Origin of the sequence: Aestuariivirga sp. (assembly GCF_965227715.1) — a bacterium.
Classification (GTDB): domain Bacteria; phylum Pseudomonadota; class Alphaproteobacteria; order Rhizobiales; family Aestuariivirgaceae; genus Aestuariivirga.
In genome coordinates this window covers 3,687,779-3,707,841 of record NZ_OZ245771.1, presented here as the reverse complement: position 1 = coordinate 3,707,841, position 20,063 = coordinate 3,687,779, and the positions used below count along the sequence as shown (strand labels likewise).

18 protein-coding genes and 1 other RNA gene are annotated in these 20,063 nt (G+C 62.5%); 7 read left to right on the top strand and 12 right to left on the bottom strand.

What is annotated here, in order from left to right; all coding sequences use genetic code 11:
- Positions 1–18 precede the first annotated feature (18 nt).
- The 9 genes from ACO06F_RS17455 to ACO06F_RS17415 all read right to left on the bottom strand — a co-directional run bounded on the left by ACO06F_RS17455 (position 19) and on the right by ACO06F_RS17415 (position 7,823).
- The gene (locus tag ACO06F_RS17455; protein WP_421694003.1) at positions 19–846 is read right to left on the bottom strand and encodes an ABC transporter permease; all 828 of its coding nucleotides are present in this window, start codon (positions 844–846) and stop codon (positions 19–21) included.
- Positions 847–850: 4 nt separating this feature from the next.
- Positions 851–2,140, bottom strand: a complete 1,290-nt coding sequence (locus tag ACO06F_RS17450) for an ABC transporter permease (protein ID WP_421694002.1) — start codon at positions 2,138–2,140, stop codon at positions 851–853.
- A 75-nt stretch (positions 2,141–2,215) separates the two neighbouring features.
- Positions 2,216–3,265, bottom strand: a complete 1,050-nt coding sequence (locus ACO06F_RS17445; RefSeq protein ID WP_421694001.1) for an ABC transporter substrate-binding protein — start codon at positions 3,263–3,265, stop codon at positions 2,216–2,218.
- 403 nt (positions 3,266–3,668) lie between these two features.
- Entirely contained in the window at positions 3,669–5,411 is a 1,743-nt protein-coding gene (locus ACO06F_RS17440; RefSeq protein WP_421694000.1) for a PhoX family protein, read from the bottom strand.
- Positions 5,412–5,487: 76 nt separating this feature from the next.
- Entirely contained in the window at positions 5,488–6,315 is an 828-nt protein-coding gene (locus tag ACO06F_RS17435) for a TIGR00282 family metallophosphoesterase (RefSeq protein WP_421693999.1), read from the bottom strand.
- A complete protein-coding gene (locus ACO06F_RS17430) occupies positions 6,306–6,881 on the bottom strand; it encodes a 5-formyltetrahydrofolate cyclo-ligase (RefSeq protein ID WP_421693998.1) in 576 nt (191 codons plus the stop codon). The genes ACO06F_RS17435 and ACO06F_RS17430 overlap by 10 nt, the downstream gene beginning before the upstream one ends.
- Before the next feature lie 23 nt (positions 6,882–6,904).
- Positions 6,905–7,069, bottom strand: a non-coding RNA gene (gene ssrS / locus ACO06F_RS17425) — 6S RNA.
- A gap of 107 nt (positions 7,070–7,176) precedes the next feature.
- Positions 7,177–7,533 carry a cell division protein ZapA gene (locus ACO06F_RS17420; RefSeq protein WP_421693997.1) on the bottom strand — a complete coding sequence of 119 codons (357 nt, stop codon included), beginning with the start codon at positions 7,531–7,533 and terminating at the stop codon, positions 7,177–7,179.
- 5 nt (positions 7,534–7,538) lie between these two features.
- Complete coding sequence (locus ACO06F_RS17415; RefSeq protein ID WP_421693996.1) at positions 7,539–7,823, bottom strand: DUF4164 family protein; 285 nt, start codon at positions 7,821–7,823, stop codon at positions 7,539–7,541.
- Between the two features lie 193 nt (positions 7,824–8,016).
- On the opposite strand from ACO06F_RS17415, the gene tkt reads away from it, so the two are divergent.
- The 6 genes from tkt to ACO06F_RS17385 all read left to right on the top strand — a co-directional run bounded on the left by tkt (position 8,017) and on the right by ACO06F_RS17385 (position 14,200).
- Positions 8,017–9,990, top strand: coding sequence for a transketolase (gene tkt / locus ACO06F_RS17410; RefSeq protein WP_421693995.1), 1,974 nt, complete (start codon positions 8,017–8,019; stop codon positions 9,988–9,990).
- A 15-nt stretch (positions 9,991–10,005) separates the two neighbouring features.
- Positions 10,006–10,551 (top strand): hypothetical protein, encoded by a 546-nt coding sequence (locus ACO06F_RS17405; RefSeq protein ID WP_421693994.1) that lies wholly within the window; start codon positions 10,006–10,008, stop codon positions 10,549–10,551.
- The gene (locus ACO06F_RS17400; RefSeq protein ID WP_421693993.1) at positions 10,529–11,719 is read left to right on the top strand and encodes a phosphoglycerate kinase; all 1,191 of its coding nucleotides are present in this window, start codon (positions 10,529–10,531) and stop codon (positions 11,717–11,719) included. The genes ACO06F_RS17405 and ACO06F_RS17400 overlap by 23 nt, the downstream gene beginning before the upstream one ends.
- On the top strand, positions 11,716–12,738 hold the full coding sequence (locus tag ACO06F_RS17395; RefSeq protein ID WP_421693992.1) for a class I fructose-bisphosphate aldolase: 1,023 nt from the start codon (positions 11,716–11,718) through the stop codon (positions 12,736–12,738). The genes ACO06F_RS17400 and ACO06F_RS17395 overlap by 4 nt, the downstream gene beginning before the upstream one ends.
- A gap of 83 nt (positions 12,739–12,821) precedes the next feature.
- Positions 12,822–13,307, top strand: a complete 486-nt coding sequence (locus ACO06F_RS17390) for a thiamine phosphate synthase (protein ID WP_421693991.1) — start codon at positions 12,822–12,824, stop codon at positions 13,305–13,307.
- Positions 13,304–14,200, top strand: coding sequence for a tetratricopeptide repeat protein (locus tag ACO06F_RS17385; protein ID WP_421693990.1), 897 nt, complete (start codon positions 13,304–13,306; stop codon positions 14,198–14,200). The genes ACO06F_RS17390 and ACO06F_RS17385 overlap by 4 nt, the downstream gene beginning before the upstream one ends.
- Before the next feature lie 60 nt (positions 14,201–14,260).
- Here the strand turns inward: ACO06F_RS17385 and ACO06F_RS17380 are convergent, their stop codons facing one another.
- On the bottom strand, positions 14,261–15,886 hold the full coding sequence (locus ACO06F_RS17380; RefSeq protein WP_421693989.1) for an acyl-CoA synthetase: 1,626 nt from the start codon (positions 15,884–15,886) through the stop codon (positions 14,261–14,263).
- A gap of 73 nt (positions 15,887–15,959) precedes the next feature.
- The gene (locus ACO06F_RS17375) at positions 15,960–17,054 is read right to left on the bottom strand and encodes a phosphatase PAP2 family protein (protein ID WP_421693988.1); all 1,095 of its coding nucleotides are present in this window, start codon (positions 17,052–17,054) and stop codon (positions 15,960–15,962) included.
- Between the two features lie 203 nt (positions 17,055–17,257).
- Between ACO06F_RS17375 and ACO06F_RS17370 the strand changes: the two genes are divergently transcribed.
- Positions 17,258–19,159 carry a propionyl-CoA synthetase gene (locus ACO06F_RS17370; RefSeq protein WP_421693987.1) on the top strand — a complete coding sequence of 634 codons (1,902 nt, stop codon included), beginning with the start codon at positions 17,258–17,260 and terminating at the stop codon, positions 19,157–19,159.
- On the opposite strand, the gene ACO06F_RS17365 is transcribed toward ACO06F_RS17370, so the two are convergent.
- Positions 19,156–19,959 (bottom strand): DUF2189 domain-containing protein, encoded by an 804-nt coding sequence (locus tag ACO06F_RS17365; RefSeq protein WP_421693986.1) that lies wholly within the window; start codon positions 19,957–19,959, stop codon positions 19,156–19,158. The two genes, ACO06F_RS17370 and ACO06F_RS17365, sit on opposite strands and share 4 nt — an antisense overlap.
- Between the last annotated feature and the right edge of the window lie 104 nt (positions 19,960–20,063).

Genomic DNA, 20,063 nt, shown 5'->3' with positions numbered 1-20,063 from the left:
CAACCAACTGCCGGGCGGTCAGATCTGCACCCCGCGCAACCGCTCGGACCTGCGCCGCAGAAGTTCGACCGTAATGAGCAGTGCCGTCGAGATCAGCACCAGAACGGTGGCGGCCGCCGTGATGGTGGGCGAGATCATTTCGCGGATGCCTGAGAACATCTGCAGGGGAAGTGTCCGGTCCTCCGGGCTTGCGAGGAACAAGACCACCACCACTTCGTCGAAGGAGGTGACGAAAGCAAACAGCGCGCCCGAAATCATGCCGGGCAGAATCAGCGGCATCACCACCTTGAAGAACACCGTATGCGGCGGCGCCCCGCAGGATGCTCCCGCCCGCATCAGCGTCTTGTCGAAGCTCGAAAGCGTGGCGGTGACCGTGATCACCACGAAGGGCGTGGCCAGGGCCGTATGCGCCAGGATGATGCCGATGCGCGTGCCCACGAGATCGAGCATCGCATAGAACTTGAACATGCCCACGGCGGAGATGATGACGGGCACGATCATCGGCGAGATCAGCACCGCCATGATAGTGGCCTTGGCCGGGAAATTCGTCCGCGCCAGGCCGAGTGCTGCGAGCGTGCCAAGCGCCGTGGCCAGGACGGTGGTCGCGATGGCGACCAAGAAGCTCATCCTCACCGCACCCGTCCAGCGCGGATTGAAGAAGAAGTCGTCATACCATTTCAGCGAAAAGCCCGGCATCGGATAGGTGAAGAAGCTCTCCGAATTGAAAGACAGCGGCATCACCGACAGGATGGGCGCAATCAGGAACAGCAGCACCAGCGCCACGAACACGCGCAACGCATAATAGGCAACGGTCTCCCCGCGGGTGAAGTAGGACGGAACGGCCATGGCGTTAACCCAGCTTCATGCGGTCGATGCCGACCAGCTTGTTGTAGACATAATAGAGGATGAGCGTGGCGGTGAGCAGGATGACGCCCAGTGCCGATGCCTTGCCCCAGTTGTTTTCGGAGTTGATGGCGCGCTCGATGAAGCCTGAGACCATCTGGTCCGTCGGGCCGCCGACGAGCGCCGGCGTGATGTAATAGCCGAGGCACAGGATGAAGGTGAGCAGGCAGCCTGCGGCGACGCCAGGCAGCGTCTGCGGCATGTAGACTCGCAGGAAGGAATAGAACGGCGTGCCGCCCAGCGACTTCGCGGCGCGCATGTAATTGGGCGAGATTGTCTTCATCACCGAATAGATCGGCAGCAGCGTGAAAGGCAATTGAATGTGGGTCATCGCCACGATGGTGGCAAAGCGCGTCTTGAACAGCTGCGGTTCGCCGTTGAGCACGCCGACAAGGTTGAGGAACCAGGTGATGCCGGTGAAATGCATGAGCCCGGCGAACACGCCGCCATCGGTCATCAGCACCATCCAGGCGGTGGTGCGCACGAGCAGCGATGTCCAGAACGGCAGCAATACGAAGATCATCAGGATCGACGCCGTCTTCTGCGGCGAAGTGGCCAGCAGATAGGCCACGGGATAGCCAAGCACCAGGGTGAGCACGGTAACCAGCAGCGAGATGCCCAGCGTGCGCACGAGGATGCTCTTGTAGATGGCGCGGTCAGCCGGCACCTGCTCGACAGAACCATCCGGGCTTTGCCGGAGGTCGAGCATGGAAAGGATGTAGAACGGCGTATAATTCGAGGATGAGCGCTTGATGGTGGCCCAGGTATCGGGATTGGCCCACACCTTGTCGATGGCGATGACGGCGTCGCGGTAGGGCGGCTGCTCGAGAGCGCCCACCTTGCGGCCAGTGGCGACGACCTTGGAGCGGATACCGGACATTTCATAGTTGAGGCGCTTGCCGATGAGCGCAGCCTGCTTGTTGGTCTGGGCCAGCTTCATATCAGCCACGAAGGCGGCGAACACCTCTTCCGAGGGCAGTTCCTTGCCGTCCCAGCCTTTGAGCGCCACCACGGTCTGCGGCATGTTCTCAGCGACGTCCGGATCATAGACGGCATTGTAGAGCATCAGAATAATGGGCAGCACGAAGGAGAAGATGATGAAGGCAAAGAGCGGCAGCACCAGAGCCAGCGCCTTCAGCCTTTCGCGCCGTTCGGCCCGTGCCAGCGCCGTCTTGAGCGGAGTACCGTCCGCGGCGCGCATCACGCCGTCGGCCGGAAGTGCATGAGCCATGGCCATGTCGAAACCCCGATGCGAAAGAAAATGACAAGGCGGGGAGGAGGAGGAACCCCCCTCCCCGCGGCTGTGGATTGCTTACTGGGCAAGCCAGGCGTTGAAGCGCTCGCGCAGCTCGTCGCCCTTGTCACCCCAGAACTGCGGGTCCGGATAGAACACAGTCTTGAGGTTGTCGGGAGCCGACGGCAGGTCCGGCAGGATGGCCGGGTCGATCAGCGGGGCCGAGTCCTTGTTGGCCGGGCCGTAGGAGATCCACTTGGTCTGGTCAGCCATCAGCTGCGGCTGCGACGCGAAGGTGATGAAGCGGTAAGCGCCATCCAGCTTCGGCGTGCCCTTGGGAATTGCCCACCAGTCCCAATCCGGAGCCTGATGGTCCCAGATGATCTTGAAGGGCTTCTTGTCGGTCTTGATGGCGCTGTAGAAGCGGCCATTCCACGAGGTGGCGAACACCACCTGGCCGTCGGCCAGAAGCTGCGGGCCCTGGGCGCCCGATTCCCACCAGACGACGTCCTTCTTGATGGTGTCGAGCTTCTTGAAGGCGCGGGTTACGCCCTCTTCGGTGCCGAGCACCTTGTAGACGTCTTCCGGCGCCACGCCATCCGCCATCAGCGCCCATTCGAGATTGACGAAGGGGCTCTTCTGCAGGGCGCGCTTGCCCGGATATTTGGCGGTGTCGAACAGCGCCTCGAAGAGGTTGGCCGGATCCTTGGTCTTGGTGGTGTCATAGGCAGCCACCGTCGAATAGAGGATGTTCGGCACGGCGCATTCCGTCACGTCGCCGCCGATGAACTTGGACTTGTCGAGGCCGAGCTTGGCCCAGTCGATGGTCTCGAAGGTACCTTCGGCGCAGCCGGCAAGCGCGGTCTGGGTGTCAACGTCGACCACGTCCCAGGTCACGGCCTTGGCTTCGACCATGGCGCGGATCTTGGCGATTTCGCCGTTGTACTCGGCTTCCGTCACCTTGTTGCCCGCATCGATGAAGGGCTTGAAGAAGGCGTTGCGCTGGCTTTCCTGATAGGCACCGCCCCAGGAGGTGATGGTGAGATCGTCGGCGGCATAGGCCTTGACCGCGCAGAGCGCTGATCCGGCCATGAGAGCCACACCGAACAAGGTAGCGAATTTCTTCATGTAAGAGCGTCCTCCAGAGGGCCGGTTGTTCCGGCGTGTGATGGTCAAGGGAGGATGCATGCCGGCCCCCACGCGCCCTGAGGCACATGGTGTTGCGTCTGAATTCCTCCCCATTTCTACGCTTTTTCTCGGAGAGATGACGCTGCTCGCAACCCTGTGCGGAACGCCGGCCCGGCCCGTTTTTTTATAAGCGCTGCAAAAGATACTACCGGCTTTTTGCGGCGCGTCACTAGAGTTTTTCTATTGGCAACGCGGAAATTGAGTCATGGGGAGGGATCGACCAGAAGGATATGCACTCCTGACGGGAGGGATGAGGCAGGGAGGCGACATCCTGAGCGCAACCCGAACCAAAGGTTCGTCACCCCGGCAATCGCCGGGATGACGTCGTTGGATTGACCTTGCCTTACTTCGCCGCGGGGAACGGCCCGATGTAGCCCACATAGCCGCGGGCATCAGCCTTGTCCGTCAACTTGTCTTCATCGGACTCGGCGTAAGGGTGTTGCACCACCGCGACGAGATAGGCGTGTCCGTTGAGATTCGGATACCAGTCCACCGAGGTCGCTTCTGCGCCATAGGGCGTTGTGGCGATTCGGTTCAGCTTGCCGGTGCCCATGTCGAGTGCCCAGATCGCATCGTTCTGGTGGCCTTCACCAGTATCTTCGGCGATCACCAGCGTATTGTAACCCGAAAGGAAGGTGATGTTGTCCGGGTTCGCGATCCCGTCCACATCGCAGGTCTGGCCGGCATAGGGGCTGGCAGCATCATATTTGGTGGGCTTGCCGCTGATGACGGCCTTGATCGAGGTTGCGGTAAAGCTCTCGTCGAGTGTTAACCCATAGACGGCACCACAAGAGTTCTTCGCCACGCGAATGTCGTTGCGGCCGCCCTTGTCCGCCTTCTCGTCATTGTCCAGCATGCCCTTGCCCACTTCCGACATGGCGAGGAACAGGGTCCTGCTGTCCGGATCGAGGGCGGAGCCTTCCATCTTGCGGAACTCGGTGGTCGCACCCAGCATCGAGGCGAAGCGGCGGGTTTCGAGGCGCGAAGCAAGCAGCTCCATCCCCTCCTTCACCTTCAGGCATTCCGCATTGCCTTCGGCATTGGAGGAGCTGAAACCTTCAGGGCAGGTGCCGTCCGCGGCGAAATCGGCCGCCTCGAACAGGTCTGAGAAGGTAATGCCTTTTTCCACCGCGGCGCGCACGGTGGCATCATCGGCGTGGCCAAGATCAACCCATTCGACGTTCGCGGCGCCGCCGTTTTCGTCTGACGTCTGCACCCATTTCGCGGCGTAGAGCGAGCCTGCGGAGAGGTCCCCCTCCTTGTCGGCGACGAAGCGGAACAGCCCCACATTGGTGCCGTCATCCGAGATATAGGCGGTCTTCTTGTCGGGCATCACATTGGCAAGCTCGACGGAAACGCGGCCCATGGCGAAATGCTTGGCAACCGTGGGCTCACCCGTTTCGTTCACCGAGACTTCGGTGGCAAAGCCGAAGAGATAGGGGTTGATCGCCGCGCGGTACTGTTCCAGCGTCATCGTCGCGGGGTCGAGCCCGGACCAGCGCGCCATATCCAGCACCTCGTCATCGGCAAAATCTGAAACCGCCGTGGCCGTTTGCAGCTTGCGGGCATCCTGCGGATATTCCTCGGAGCCGAGATGCGTGCCCCATGCCGTGGCCACGCCCGCACACGGGTTCCACAAGCCGCCAACGGCGCTGAAATCAATGGGCTTCGTCGAGACCGGCGTCAGATTGCCATCCGCATCCTGGGTGAGCTCGCTCAGATACATGGCACCGGGCAGTGTCTCGAAATGGGTAATCGAATAGATCTTGCCATTGACGTTGAGCAGCGAGGTGAAATCAGGCGCGTTGGAGGCGGCATATCCGCCCTGATCCAGGGGCTTGCCCGCCTTGTCGAGAATCTGGCCGAAGACATTGCCGCCCAGCGCGTCGCCGGAGCGGAACATCACATGATAGGCAGGCGTCACCGCTGCGCCGTCCATTGTGGCGGCGCCGGAGACGACCATCTCGCGCTTGGCCGCATCATCGGCCGGAACGCCCACCGGCGTGAAGGACAGTTCGCCCGCCTGTGCGGCAAGGCTGAAGCCCGAAAGGGCCGTTGCAGCAAGCAAGAATGTGAATCCACGCATAGCAGTCTCCCTGGGTTGAACGGAGCCGGGAGCTAAGACCGGCTTGATGACGGCGCCATGAAGGCTGCCGCGCCGCTCAGCCTTCCCAGGCCGCGACATCCGCCGGGGACAGCCGCCCGCCCACGCGCAAGGGTGCGATCATCACCGCCTTGCCCGTGCGGTCATCCGTTTCCACCGCCACGCCGCAGAGTGTGGCCGGGCCCTCCGCCGGGCGCATGCGTTCGACGGGAAGCTTCCTCAGGAAGCGCTGCAGCGGCTCGGTCTTCTCCATGCCGATCACGGAGTCGAAATCCCCGCACATGCCGGCATCGGTGAGATAGGCCGTGCCGCCCGGCAGGATCTGGTGGTCGGCCGTCGGCACATGGGTGTGGGTGCCGGTCACGAGGCTGGCGCGGCCATCGCAGAAATGACCGAAGGCCATTTTCTCAGACGTCGCTTCGGCATGAAAATCGATCAGCACCGCGTCACAAGCCTGGCCCATGGGGCAGGCTTCGAGTTCGCGGTCCACGGCCGGAAACGGATCATCCAGCATCGGCTCGATCATCACCCGGCCCATGGCCTGCATCACCAGCACGCGCTGTCCCTGAGGCGTATCCACAAGCGCTGAGCCCCGCCCCGGGCAGCCTGCAGGCCAGTTCACCGGGCGCAGCAGGTTCGGGTAGCGCTCGATGAAGATTAGCGCCTCGCGCTGGTCGAAGGAATGGTTGCCGAGCGTCACCACATCCGCACCCGCGGCGAGGAAGCCCAGGAAGATCTCCTCGGTGATGCCGAAGCCATGCGCCGCATTCTCGCCATTCACGACCACGAGGTCGGGGCGGTAGCGCGCCTTCAGCAGCGGAAGCTCGCGTGACACCACGTCCCGTCCTGCCCTGCCCACCACGTCGCCCAGAAAGATCAGCCGCACGCGAAGGTTTCCTGCTCGGTCATCACATAGTCCAGCGGCGCGTCATGAATGCCGATGGGAACCTCGTCCACCATCTGCGCGGAATAGGCAACGCCGATCGCCACCACTTTCTTCAGTGCACGGAGTTTTTCCAGCGTCCTGTCGTAGAACCCCCCGCCATAGCCCAGGCGGTAGCCACGCCGGTCAAAGGAAAGCATCGGCACCAGCAGCACGTCGGGCAGAACCTCAGGTGCAGTTTCGGGTGGCATGGGAATGTCCCACACGCCGGGCACCAGCGGGTCACCCGGTGCCCAGGCGCGGAAGATCAGCGGCTGCTCCTGCGCGATGACGATGGGAAGGCACGTCTCCCAGCCCTGGCGCCGCAACCGGTTCATCATCGGCACCGTGGTGATTTCGCTCTTGTAGGGAATGAAGCCGGAGACGATCCCGGTTTGAAGGTGAAGCCCGGCGGGAAGCCCGCGCCCGGCGAGCGCCACACCGGCCGTGTCCTTCAACTGGTCATGGGCCTCCGCCCGGCGCTTCGATGCGGCTGAGCGCGCCTTGCGCTTCACCTCGGCGATGTCCATGGAATCCTCGGAAAAACAAATCGTGGCGAGCCACCATGGGCCGTGAGAGTGACTAACGATCCCGGGTCCCTACAGTTGTAGGTGGGCGCCGTTTGGTCAAGGCCACGGCCAAGCCCAGGGACAGCTCCCATTTAGAATCGCATCGGCCCCAGGGAAAAAATGTCATCTCACGCACCGGGCAGCCCGCCGAGGTCCTATTTAAGTGCGGCAGCGGCGGATGTCACCTCTTCATTCACGCACATCGTCCTCCCCTTCTCCCGTTGCGTGAGCCATGAGAGAAGGAAATTGGAACTCCCTATTTCCCCAATTGCTGAGCCAGATGTTCCAGCCGCTGGGACGCTGCAACAAGCCGCTCTCCGAATGAAGCCTGTAACTCGAGCGTTTCGACCTGCGCGGCGTTCTTCGCCTCGCGCAGGCCCGCCACCTGTTCTTCGAGGGATTGGATTTTCTGGATCGCCTCGGACAGCCTGTCCGCCACCATCAGCCCCGCCATCACCAGCATGCGGATGTCGCCCACGTTGCCGACTGTGCTCTTGACCCGCTGCACTTCCGTGTCGAGAAGCTCGGCCAGTTCACGCAGGTGATGCTCCTCACCTTCGGGGCATTGCATGGTGTAGGGCCGGCCATTTACCTGAACAATCACATGCGCCATCAAGCTTACTCCGGCGTGTTGGAGTGCAGTACTGCACGGATGCGTGACATTGCCGCGTCAATCTTGCCGGCGGCGGTCTTGCTGGTATCGACGAGCTCGGTTGCCTTGTTGCGCACCAGGTCCAGCTCATGCGTGAGGCGCGTTCGGTCACGCCGCAAGGATTCGGCTTCGCTCTCCAGCTCTTCGAAGCGCTTTCGGCCATCAGCCTTCAGGCCAGCCGCCGTCTCCACCCGCCGAAGCGCTGCTTCAAAGCGGAGAAATGCCTCATCCAGTTTGTGAATGTCTGCCATCAAAGCCTCTGGTAAGATTGCAGAATTTCCCGCTTGCTACCGTAACGCATAATAGGGGGTTTGCTGCTTGCGTGCAACGCTCCTGAAATGGCATCGTCCAGGCCTGGACAAGCCACGGTTCCATTGACTTGACCGCCCAAGGCGTTATCACGAGCCGCGTCTTGCCCCCTCTAGCCCAAGGGACCCCCGTCGAATGACCCATTATTCCGCCGATCAGACCCGCCATATGGCCAATGCCATCCGTGCGCTCAGCATGGATGCGGTGCAAAAGGCCAACTCCGGCCACCCGGGCCTTCCCATGGGCACGGCGGACATTGCGACCGTGCTGTTCACCCAGTTTTTGAAATTCGATGCCTCAGACCCGCACTGGCCGGACCGGGACCGCTTCATACTCTCCGCCGGCCACGGCTCCATGCTGCTGTATTCGCTGCTCTATCTGACGGGCTACAGCGACATGACAATCGATGACATCAGGAATTTCCGCCAGCTCGGCGCCAGGACGGCCGGCCACCCGGAATATGGCCATGCGACCGGCATCGAAACGACGACGGGGCCCTTGGGCCAAGGCATCGCCAATGCAGTGGGCTTCGCCATCGCCGAGCGCCACCTCAACGCCGCTTTCGGAGACGGCATCGTCAACCACAAGACCTATGCATTGGTGGGTGACGGCTGCCTGATGGAAGGGATCAGCCAGGAGGCGATCACCCTTGCAGGCCACCTGAAGCTCAAGAACCTGATCGTCCTGTGGGACGACAATGGCATTTCCATTGACGGCAAGCTGTCGATGACGGATTCGACCAACCAGATCGCCCGCTTCGCCGCTTCCGGCTGGGCCGTCTCCGCCGTTGACGGTTACAATGCCGGTGAAATCTCCGCAGCCTTGGCCGCCGCACAGGATGCCGACCGTCCGGTGTTCATCGCCTGCAAGACGGTGATCGGCTACGGCGCGCCCACCAAATCCGGAACCTCCGGCGCCCATGGCTCGCCGCTGGGGCCCGAAGAAATCGCCGGAGCCCGCAAGGCGCTGGGCTGGGATTATGAACCCTTCGTGGTGCCGAATGAGCTGATCGACGCCTGGCGCAAGGCCGGAAGCCGCGGTGCGGCAGACCGTGCGGCCTGGACGGCACGGCTCGCGGCTTCACCGAAGAAGGAAGAGTTCACCCGCCGCAATGCAGGCACGCTTCCCGCCAATTTCGATGCGGTAATTGCGGGCTACAAGCAGGAGCTCGCCAAGAACCCGCCAGCACTCGCCACCCGCAACTCCTCCCAGAACGCGCTGGACGTGATCAACGCCGCTGTCCCTGAAACCGTGGGCGGCTCCGCGGATCTGACCGGCTCCAACAACACCAAGTCGAAGGAGCTGAAGCCGCTCAACGCCGCGGATTATGGCGGCCGCTATATCTATTACGGCATTCGCGAGCATGCCATGGCAGCGGCGATGAACGGGCTGGCGCTCCATGGCGGCGTCATCCCCTATGGCGGCACCTTCCTGGTCTTCACGGACTATTGCCGCCCGGCAATCCGCCTCTCCGCCCTCATGCAGCAGCGCGTCATCTATGTGATGACGCATGATTCGATCGGCCTCGGCGAGGATGGCCCCACGCATCAACCCGTGGAGCATATGGCGGCCTTGCGCGTCATCCCCAATCTCGCCGTTTACCGCCCCTGCGATGCGGTTGAGACTGCGGAGTGCTGGCAGCTAGCCCTCCAAGATGCGACCAGGCCCTCGGTGCTGGCGCTAACCCGACAGAAGCTCAAGCCCGCCCGCATCGCCTACGTGGAGGAGAACCTCTGCGCGAAAGGTGCTTACGTCGTGGCCCCTGCGGAAGGCGCATCACACATCGTGATCTTCGCCTCGGGATCGGAAGTCGAGATCGCCATTGCGGCGAAAGCGAAGCTCGATGCTGCTGGCAAGCCCACCCGCGTGGTCTCCGTTCCTTCCATGGAAAACTTCGCGCAGCAGGACGCCGCCTACCAGGCAGAGCTCATGGGCCATGAGAAAATCCGCATCGCCATCGAGGCGGGGGTGCGTACGGGCTGGGACCGCTTTATCGGAACGGAAGGAACCTTCATCGGCATGACCGGTTTCGGAGCCTCAGGCCCCGCGGAACAGCTCTACGAGCATTTCGGCATCACGGCAGACGCTGTTGTAAAAGCCGCCGGTTAGGACAAGCATCGGAACATGGTCTTGCAGTCACCCCATTTCCGCCGTCACCCCAGCGAAGGCTGGGGTCCCGCTTCGGCGGCCGGACAGCGGGATGCCAGCCTGCGCTGGCATGACGGCAAGATGGGTTTGTGGCATCACAGCGGACGGCGTGAAAAAGCCGCCGGTTACGACGAGCATTCGATCATGATCTTGTGGTCAACCCATTTCCGCCGTCACCCCAGCGAAGGCTGGGGTCCCGCTTCGGCGGCCAGAAAGCGGGATGCCAGCCTGCGCTGGCATGACGGCAAGATGGGTTTGTGGCATCACAGCGGACAGCGTGAAAAAGCCGCCGGTTACGACGAGCATTCGATCATGATCTTGTGGTCAACCCCACTCGGCCGTCATCCGAGCCCCCCACTCCGCCGTCACCCCAGCGAAGGCTGGGGTCCCGCTCTGTGTCAGCATGCGCGGCAAGCAAAGCGGGATGCCAGCCTGCGCTGGCATGACGGCAAGATGGGTTTGTGGCAAACGTCATTTTTCTCTGATGGGAGAACGCAACATGCCAGCTTTCCGCACGCTTGATGACGTGGACCTCAAGGGCAAGCGCGTGCTGTGCCGGGTCGATCTCAACGTTCCCATCAGCCATGGCAAGGTGACGGACGCCACCCGCATTGAGCGGATCATCCCCACCCTGCGCGAAATCCTGCACAAGGGCGGCGCGCTGATCGTGCTTGCGCATTTTGACCGGCCCAAGGGCAAGGTCGTGCCGGAGATGTCACTGAAGCCCATTGCGGCGGAGCTTGAGAAGCACCTCGGGTCCCCCGTGCGCTTCGTCTTCACCGACTGGCAATCCGCTCCCGACGTTGACGTGAAGCCGGGCGAATGCGTGCTGATGGAAAACACCCGCTATCACGCGGGCGAGGAAAAGAATGATGAGGGCTTTTCGAAGCTCCTCGCCTCGCTCGGCGATATTTATGTGAATGATGCCTTCTCCGCTGCGCACCGCGCCCACTCCTCCACCGAGGGCGTTGCACACCTCCTGCCGGCCTATGCGGGCCGCGCCATGGAGGCGGAGCTGAAGGCCCTGCAGCTGGCGCTCGAAACGCCGAAGCGCCCGGTGATCGCCATTGTCGGCGGCGCCAAGGTCTCGACCAAGCTCGACCTTCTGGGCAATCTGGTGAAGAAGGTGGATGCGCTGGTGATCGGCGGCGCCATGGCCAACACTTTCCTCCTGGCCTTCGGATACAGCGTCGGCAAGTCACTGGCCGAGCATGATCTGGTCGATACCGCACGCCACATCATGCAGGCGGCGGAAGATGCCAAATGCGCGATCCTTCTGCCCGTTGACGGCATCGTCGCACGCGAGTTCAAGGCAGGCGCACCCTCCCATGATTATGGTGTGGATGCCATTCCTGCGGACGGCATGATCCTTGACGTCGGCCCCATGTCGGTGGACCGCATCCGCTCGGCAATCGATGATGCGCATACACTCGTCTGGAACGGCCCGCTCGGCGCCTTCGAGATCGAACCTTTCGACCAGGCGACGGTGGCGGCCGCCAAGCATGCGGCCGCGCGCACCAAGGCGGGGAAGCTCGTTTCCGTGGCGGGCGGTGGTGACACGGTTGCGGCCCTCAACCACGCGGGCGCAGCGCATGATTTTACTTACATCTCAACAGCAGGCGGTGCTTTCCTCGAATGGCTCGAGGGCAAGCCACTGCCCGGCGTCAAGGCTTTGGAGGTCTCAAAATGAATATCGAGAAGCTGAACGGCATTGCCAACCGCATGGTAGCCCCGGGCAAGGGCATCCTCGCGGCGGATGAGTCCACGGGCTCCATCACCAAGCGCTTCGAATCGATCAAGCTCGACTCGACGGACACCAACCGCCGCGACTATCGCGAAATGCTGTTCCGCGCCGGCGATGCGATGAAGAGCTATATCTCCGGCGTCATCCTTTTCGACGAGACGCTGCGCCAGAAGGCAGCGGACGGCACGCCGCTGGTGGACGTCATCAAGGCTGCGGGCGCGGTTCCCGGCATCAAGCTGGACAAGGGCCCGAAGCCGCTTCCCTTCTGCCCCGGCGAAACCGTCACCGAAGGCCTCGATGGCCTTGCAGAGCGCGTGGCCGAATATGCCGCACTGGGTGCCGAGTTTGCCAAGTGGCGCGCGGTGATCGACGTGAGCGACACGCTCCCCAGCTACAATGCCATCAACGCCAATGCCCAGGCCTTGGCCCGCTATGCCGCGATCTGCCAGCAGGGCGGCATCGTGCCGATGGTCGAGCCTGAAGTGCTGATGGATGGCGCACACTCGATCGACCGCTGCATGGAAGCCACCGAATGGGCGCTGAAGGAAACCTTCTCCCAGCTGTTCTACGCCCGCGTCGAACTCGAAGGCATCATCCTCAAGCCCAACATGGTGATCTCCGGCAAGAAATGCGCCACCCAGGCCGGCCGTGAAGAAGTGGCCGAGAAGACGCTGAAGGTTCTGAGGCGCACAGTGCCCGCTGCCGTGCCGGGCATCGCCTTCCTCTCCGGCGGCCAGGCAGGTGAGGATGCAACGGCCCATCTCTCGTTGATGAATGCCGCGGGGGCCCTTCCGTGGAAGCTCACCTTCTCCTATGGCCGCGCCCTCCAAGCCGATGCCTTGAAGGCCTGGGGAGGCAAGCCGGAAAATGTGGCCGCCGGCCAGCGCGCCTTCTCGCACCGCGCCAAGATGAACGCCTTGGCCGCCTCCGGCCGCTGGAGCGCTGAGCAGGAGAAGGCTGCCTGACCCGCCTCTTCCTCGTCGCCCCTGACACCATCACGGCGCCCCGCCTGCTCGCGTGCCTCGCGGCCGCCTGCGAGGCGGGTGACGTGGCGAGCCTTCTCGTCTCGCCGATCTTCGCCAAGGACGTGACAGCACCTGCTCAAGAGAGGGGTGTTGCCGTTATGGTTTCGGGCGAACCGCGCGATGCGGCCCGCGCCGGGGCCGATGGCGTTCACGTCTCCGCCAGCACGGAAGAGGTGGCCGCCGCGCGCCAAGCCATGGGCAAGGCCGGTTTCGTCGGCGCCTATGCCGCAAGCTCCCGCCACCTCGCGATGGAGGCAGCAGAGGCCGGGGCCGATTACATCGCCTTCGACCAGAATGGCGCGAGCGTCGCGGGTGAGCCAATCATCCGCTGGTGGTCTGACATGATGGAAATCCCCTGCGTCGCCTTCACGCCGGTTGAGCTTGAGGCCCTGGACATATTGCTGCCGCAGAAGCCGGACTTTATCCGCCCGCCGGATGCAATGTGGCAGAGCGCCGAGGATGCGCGCCGCATCGTCGCGGCACTGACGCAACGCCTCGGACCCACATGAAGCTCAAGACTGCTGCACTGGCCCTCCTGCTCCTCGCAACCCCTGCCGGAGCGGCAACGATTGACGAACTGCAGAGCGCCTATGATGCCGGAAACTTCGCGCAGGCGCTGCCAGAGGCCCAGGCCTTGGCCGCCAAGGGTGACGTGAAGGCCATGACGCTTCTGGGCCTCATGTACCGCAAGGGCCAGGGCACCGCAGCTGACACCGACACCGCCATCATCTGGCTCTCGCGCGCAGCGGAAAAGAAGGACGCCCGCGCCCAGCTGGCGCTTGGCATGATCTATCTCGACCAGAATGACGGCCGCTATGATTATGCCAAGGGCGAAGCCAATTTGCGCGCCGCGGCGGAACAGGGCCTGCCCGATGCGCAGTTCAACATGGGGCTCATCGCTGCCGGAAGCTTCGGCAACCCGCCGGATTTCGTCAACGCCGCGGACTGGTTCAAGAAGGCCGCAGATCAGGGCAATGTGAGCGCGGAATATAATCTTGGCGTGCTCTATCTCGAAGGCCAAGGCGTGCCCAAGGATGCGCTCAGGGCCGCGGCCCTCATCGGCCAGGCGGCCGAGAAGGGCAATCCGGATGCGATGCTGGATTATGGCGTCCTCGTGTTCCGCGGCGAAGGCGTGCAGCAGAACGAGAAGATCGGCGCACAGTGGCTCATTCTTTCCGCCAAGCGCGGCAATGTGGTGGCTCAGAACCGGGCCGCAAGGCTTTATGCGTTCGGCAAGGGCGTGCCCGCCGATCCGGTTGAAGCGTTGACGTGGAACATCCTGGCCACAAAGGGCGGCCGCGGCGATGCGGAACTTGATTCGATCCTGGCAAAACTGACGGATGAGCAGAAGGCCCAGGCCCAGGCGAAGGCCGATGCCTTCAAGCCGCTTGAGGGGAAGTAGTTTTGTCTTTTCCCTTCTCCCATTGCGTACCGCAACGGGAGAAGGGAAACAGAGGCCTTATCAAACCCCCTTCGCCAAATCCCTGAGCTTGAACTTCTGGATCTTGCCCGTGCTGGTCTTCGGCAGTTCCGTGAACACCACATGCCGCGGCGCCTTGTAATGCGCCATGCCTTGCCGGCACCAGATGATGATTTCCTCGATGGTGGCGGACTTGCCCGGCCGCAGCTCGATGAAGGCGCAGGGCGTTTCGCCCCATTTGTCATCGGGCTTGGCCACCACCGCCGCAGCCTGCACGGCCGGGTGCTTGTAGAGAACGTCCTCCACCTCGATCGAGGAGATATTCTCGCCACCCGATATGATGATGTCCTTCGAGCGGTCTTTCAGCTGAATGTAACCATCGGCATGGAGCACGCCCAGATCGCCCGAATGGAACCATCCGCCGCCGAAGGCTTCCGCCGAAGCTTTCGGGTTTTTGAGATAGCCCTTCATCACGATGTTGCCGCGGAACATGACCTCGCCCATGGTCTCGCCATCCGCCGGCACGCGCTCCATCGTCTCGGGGTCCATCACCGTCAGATCCTCAAGCGCGTGGTAGCGCACGCCCTGCCGCGCCTTCTTGGCGGCCCGGGCGGAGCCGTCCAGCAAATCCCAATCCTGCTTCCAGTCATTGACGACGGCCGGGCCATAGGTTTCGGTAAGCCCATAGAGATGCGTGACGTTGAAACCCTGTTCCGACATGGCGGCGAGCACGGCCTCAGGCGGCGGTGCGGCGGCGGTGAAGAATTCGACCTTGCGGGTCAGCGGTATCTTCTCCTCCTCCGGCGCATTGAGGATGGTCGACATCACGATGGGCGCCCCGCAGAGATGGGTGACCTTGTGTTCGGCCAGCGCCTCCCAGATCAGCTTGGAGCGCACCGATCTCAGCGTGACATGAGTGCCGCCCACCACCGAAATCGACCACGGAAAGCACCAGCCATTGCAATGGAACATGGGCAGCGTCCAAAGATAGACAGGATGCTTCGGCATTGAGGCTGTCAGCACATTGCCCTGCGCCAGAAGATAGGCGCCGCGGTGGTGATAGACCACGCCCTTGGGGTTCCCCGTGGTGCCCGACGTATAATTGAGAGAGATCGCTTCCCACTCATCCGCGGGCCACAGCCATTCGAACGCGGCATCGCCGCTGCCGAGGAATTGCTCGTAGTCGATGGCGCCGACGCCGTCGCCTGCGATGGGAAATTCAGAGTCGGCATAATCGATGACGATCGGGCGCGCGCCCTCCATCAGCGCCAGGGCTTCGCGGCCGAGCTTGGAGAATTCCTTGTCGACGATCAGGATCTTGGCGTCTGCATGAGTGAGCGAGAAGGCAATCGTCGCGGCGTCGAGCCTGGTGTTCAGCGTGTTGAGAACGCCGCCCGTCATCGGCACGCCGTAATGGCACTCGAGCATGGCGGGGGTGTTGGCGAGGAGGACCGAAACCGTATCCCCCTTCCCGATCCCGGCCTTGGCAAGGGCGGAGGCAAGCTGGCGGGAGCGTGCATAGAACTGCGCATAGCTCGTGCGCTGGCGGCCGTGGATGATTGCCACCTGGTCCGGATAGACGGCGGCTGATCTCGCCAGGAAGGTGAGCGGTGTCAGCGGCTGGTAATTGGCGGCATTCTTGTCGAGATCGGTTTCGTAGGCGGACATCGCGTGGCACCCTGTGTCTATTCCGGAACTGGTTCTAACCCACTCCATCGCAGCGTCAAAGCGAAGCCGGACTTTAGACGGAGAGCGGTGCCCCCTGCTCCTGCCAGAGGCGCCGGAAGTGCCGCGCCGCCTGGGTATCCTCCCAGCGTTTCGCCAATTTGCCGCTGATGAACCAGACGGCCAGCGTCACCGCCCAGCCCACATAACCATCAACCGCATAATGCCAGCCGAGGTGAACCGAGCCGAGGAAGATCACGGCCACGAAGCCCCACAAAAACGCCCGCACCCAGCGTGGCCAGCCCGTGCTGGCGAGCGCGAAGAGCAGCGCGGTTGCATTGTGAACGCTTGGCATGGCCGAGAGGCTGCCATCCGGAGAGCCAGCGAGGTAAAGTTTCCACAAGCCCTCCTGAAGGGGCAAGGCCCAGATCGGAACGGTCTCGTTGGCTGATCGAAGATAGCTGAGGAGCGGTGCATAGGGGTCCGGCGCGAAATTGAGGTGGCCTGCGCCGAAGAAGCAGGGACCGGCGGATGAAAACGCAATGGCGAGGATGTTGCCACCAATCCCCCACACCAGGATGAAGGCCAGGAAGAACCGCGTCCGCTGAACCCCAGGGGGCGTGAGGAAAGCGTAGTAAACCCACACCCCAAACATGACCACGAACCACAGGCCATAGCCGAAACCGATGACCAGGGTGACCGGCCAGTGACCAAGCACCGGCTGCAGCCACTCCCATGGGCGGCGGCCGAAATGCAGCACCATGTCAAAGTGATCGAGCGTCCGGTCCCAGGTGAACGGCGCCAGCACCGGGATGTTGGCTTTGATGTTTGAGAAGGCGATGATGAAGATCATCAGGCTGAGGAAGGCCGGAAGGCCAAGGGTCATGACCCGTTCATTCGTCAACAGCGTTCGTAGATTGCGCAAGAGCTGCTGAATCGGGCGCTTGGGCCGTTGATGAATCGCCATGACGGCGAACTGCTGACAGACCAGTGCCAACAGCAAGATCATCAGTGTCGAGATGACGGCGATTGCCACGTCCAAGGCCGGTATGGTGTTCATCTTCGGGTAGAGGAGGGCCAGGCTCATTTGAACCAGCAACCAACCTGCCGCAAGGTAAATGATCAATGCCTGCGCCTTCAGGCTAAGCCACAGCAGTGTCCAAAATCGCATCAACCCTCTCTACCCCATTTTCGGAAATCAATACTACTATGGGTTTAAGAAAGGTTTTCTGCTTCGTGTCAGTCAGGTCCTCGCCCTTCGGCTGCAAAGACAGGCCCCCGCCCCTACCAAAAGACGAGCGGCTGGCCCTTGCCAGAAGGCAGCGGGGGTGACGATAACCTCCACCGGATTCCCCGAACCGAGAGGCCTGCCCCATGAGCCGCTATCACGAGACTTACGCGAGCTGGAAAAACGACCCCCAGGGCTTCTGGGCCGAGGCCGCCAGGGGCATCGACTGGATCGCCCCCTGGACGGACGTCTACGCCAAGGTGGACGGGCTCGACCGCTGGTTTGTGGGCGCGGAGTGCAACACCTGCTGGAACGCCGTCGACCGCCATGTGAAGGCGGGCCATGGGGAGCGCCTCGCCGTCATCTATGACAGCCCGATCACCGGCCAGAAGGCCAAATACACCTATAATCAGCTGCTCGACGAGGTCTCGACACTGGCCGCGGCCCTGGAGGATCTGGGGGTGCGCAAGGGTGACCGCGTCATCCTCTATATGCCGATGATCCCGCAGGCGCTGTTCGGCATGCTGGCCTGCGCCAGGATTGGGGCGGTTCATTCCGTCGTCTTCGGCGGCTTCGCCCCGCCGGAACTCGCAACCCGCATCAATGATGCAAAGCCCAAGGCGATCCTGACCGCCTCCTGCGGTATCGAGCCGGGCCGGATCATCGCCTACAAGCCCTTGATCGACCAGGCTTTGGAGATTGCCGCCCACAAGGTTGAGGCCTGCGTCGTTTTCCAGCGCGAGCAGGTCACGGCGGAACTGAAGACGGGCCGCGATCATGACTGGACCGGCATCATGCATGTGGCCAAGGGCTTCGGCCGCAAGGCGGAGTGCGTGAGCGTGAAGGCCACGGACCCGCTCTACATTCTCTACACATCCGGCACCACGGGCCAGCCCAAGGGCGTGGTCCGGGACAATGGCGGCCACATGGTGGCCCTCAAATGGTCCATGGAAAATATCTATGACATTAAGCCGGGGGAGGTTTACTGGGCAGCTTCCGATGTGGGCTGGGTCGTGGGCCACTCCTACATCGTCTATGCGCCGCTGCTGCAGGGTGCCACCACCATCGTCTTCGAGGGCAAGCCCGTGGGAACGCCCGACCCTGGCACCTTCTGGCGCATCATCGCGGAATATGGCGTTGCCGCCCTGTTCACCGCACCCACGGCCTTCCGCGCCATCAAGAAGGAAGACCCGGAGGGCCATTTCATCCGCAAATATGATCTGAAATCATTCCGCACTCTCTTCCTCGCGGGCGAGCGCGCCGACCCCGACACGGTGAAATGGGCTGAAGACATGCTGAAGGTGCCGGTGGTTGACCATTGGTGGCAGACGGAAACCGGCTGGTCGATTGCCGCCAATCCGGTGGGACTGGGGATGCTGCCGGTGAAGCACGGCTCACCCACCGTGGCGATGCCGGGCTATGACATTCAGGTGCTGGACGAAGGGGGCCACGAAGTACCGCGCGGAACGCTGGGCGCCATTTGCGTGAAGCTGCCCTTGCCGCCCTCCTCGCTTCCCACGCTGTGGAACAATGACGAGCGCTTCCGCAAAAGTTACCTCTCGCATTTTCCTGGTTACTATGAGACGGCCGATGCGGGCTTCATGGATGAGGAAGGCTATCTCTACATCATGGCCCGCACCGACGACATCATCAACGTTGCCGGCCACCGCCTTTCAACAGGTGGCATGGAGGAAGTGCTCGCCGGCCACCCCAATGTGGCGGAGACGGCGGTGATCGGCATTGCCGACCAGCTCAAGGGCCAGGTGCCCGTCGGATTCGTGGTGCTGAAATCCGGCGTCGCGCGGCCCGCAGCCGAGATCGAAGCCGAATGCGTGAAGCGCATCCGCGAGAAGATCGGCGCCGTGGCGGCACTGAAGACCGTGGTGGTGGTGCCGCGCCTGCCGAAGACCCGCTCTGGAAAAATCCTGCGCGCCACGATGCGCAAGATCGCCGATGCGGAGGAGTTCAAGACGCCCGCCACCATCGACGATCCCGCGATCCTTGATGAAATCCGCGCAGGCCTCGCCGCGAAAGGAATTGGGACTTAGGCTTCGGGCGCCACCACCTTCTTGTAAAGGTGCCACGTCGCGTGGCCCAGCACCGGCAGCACCACGAGAAGGCCCAGGAACATCGGCACGAAGGCCGCGAAGGTGAGGGCCACGACGATCACACCGAACATGAGCATGGGGGCGAGGTTCTGGAACACCGCCTTGAAGCTCATGATGATGGCGGTGATCAGATCAAGCTCGCGCTCGAGCAGCAGCGGGATGGCAATGACTGTCGTGCAGAACAGCACGAAGGAAACGATGGCGCCAACCCCTGTGCCGACGGCGAGAAAGCCCAATCCTTCCGGCGTGCCCGTTATCACCTGCAGGAAAGCCTCGATGCTGGAGAAGGACTTGAAGCCGAGGAAGATGGCCAGCAGCATCCTCACCTCATAGAGCCACATCCAGAAGATGAAGAGCACGACGAAGGCCATCCACGCCACCTGCCGCTTGCGCTGCGCCAGAACCACGGTGAGGATTTCGCCGAAGCGCAGCGGCTCGCCCGCGGCCAGCCTCCGGCTGGTTTCGTAAAGCCCCACCGCCACGAAAGGTCCCACCAGCGGAAAGCCCACCGCGATGGGGATGATCCACCAGGGTTCGTGATAGACCTTGAGCAGCAGAAAGATCGCAATACCCCCTGCCGCATAGATGCCGCCGAAGAACAGGCCAATGAGCGGGGCCGCCAGAAAATCGCGCCAGCCACTGGCCAGCGAGGACCACACATCGCCAAAGCCGATGCTGTTGATCTTGACCGCCGGCGGGCGCGGGGTGAAGGGGATGGTCTCTTCGGCTGCCGTCGTCATGGGCGGGTCCTCCCTTGAGCTTTTGTCATTGTGGTTATGCAAGGGAGAATGCCGTGTGGCGGGCTCTGCCGCAATCGGCTAGGGATGCAGCGCAACAAACGAAG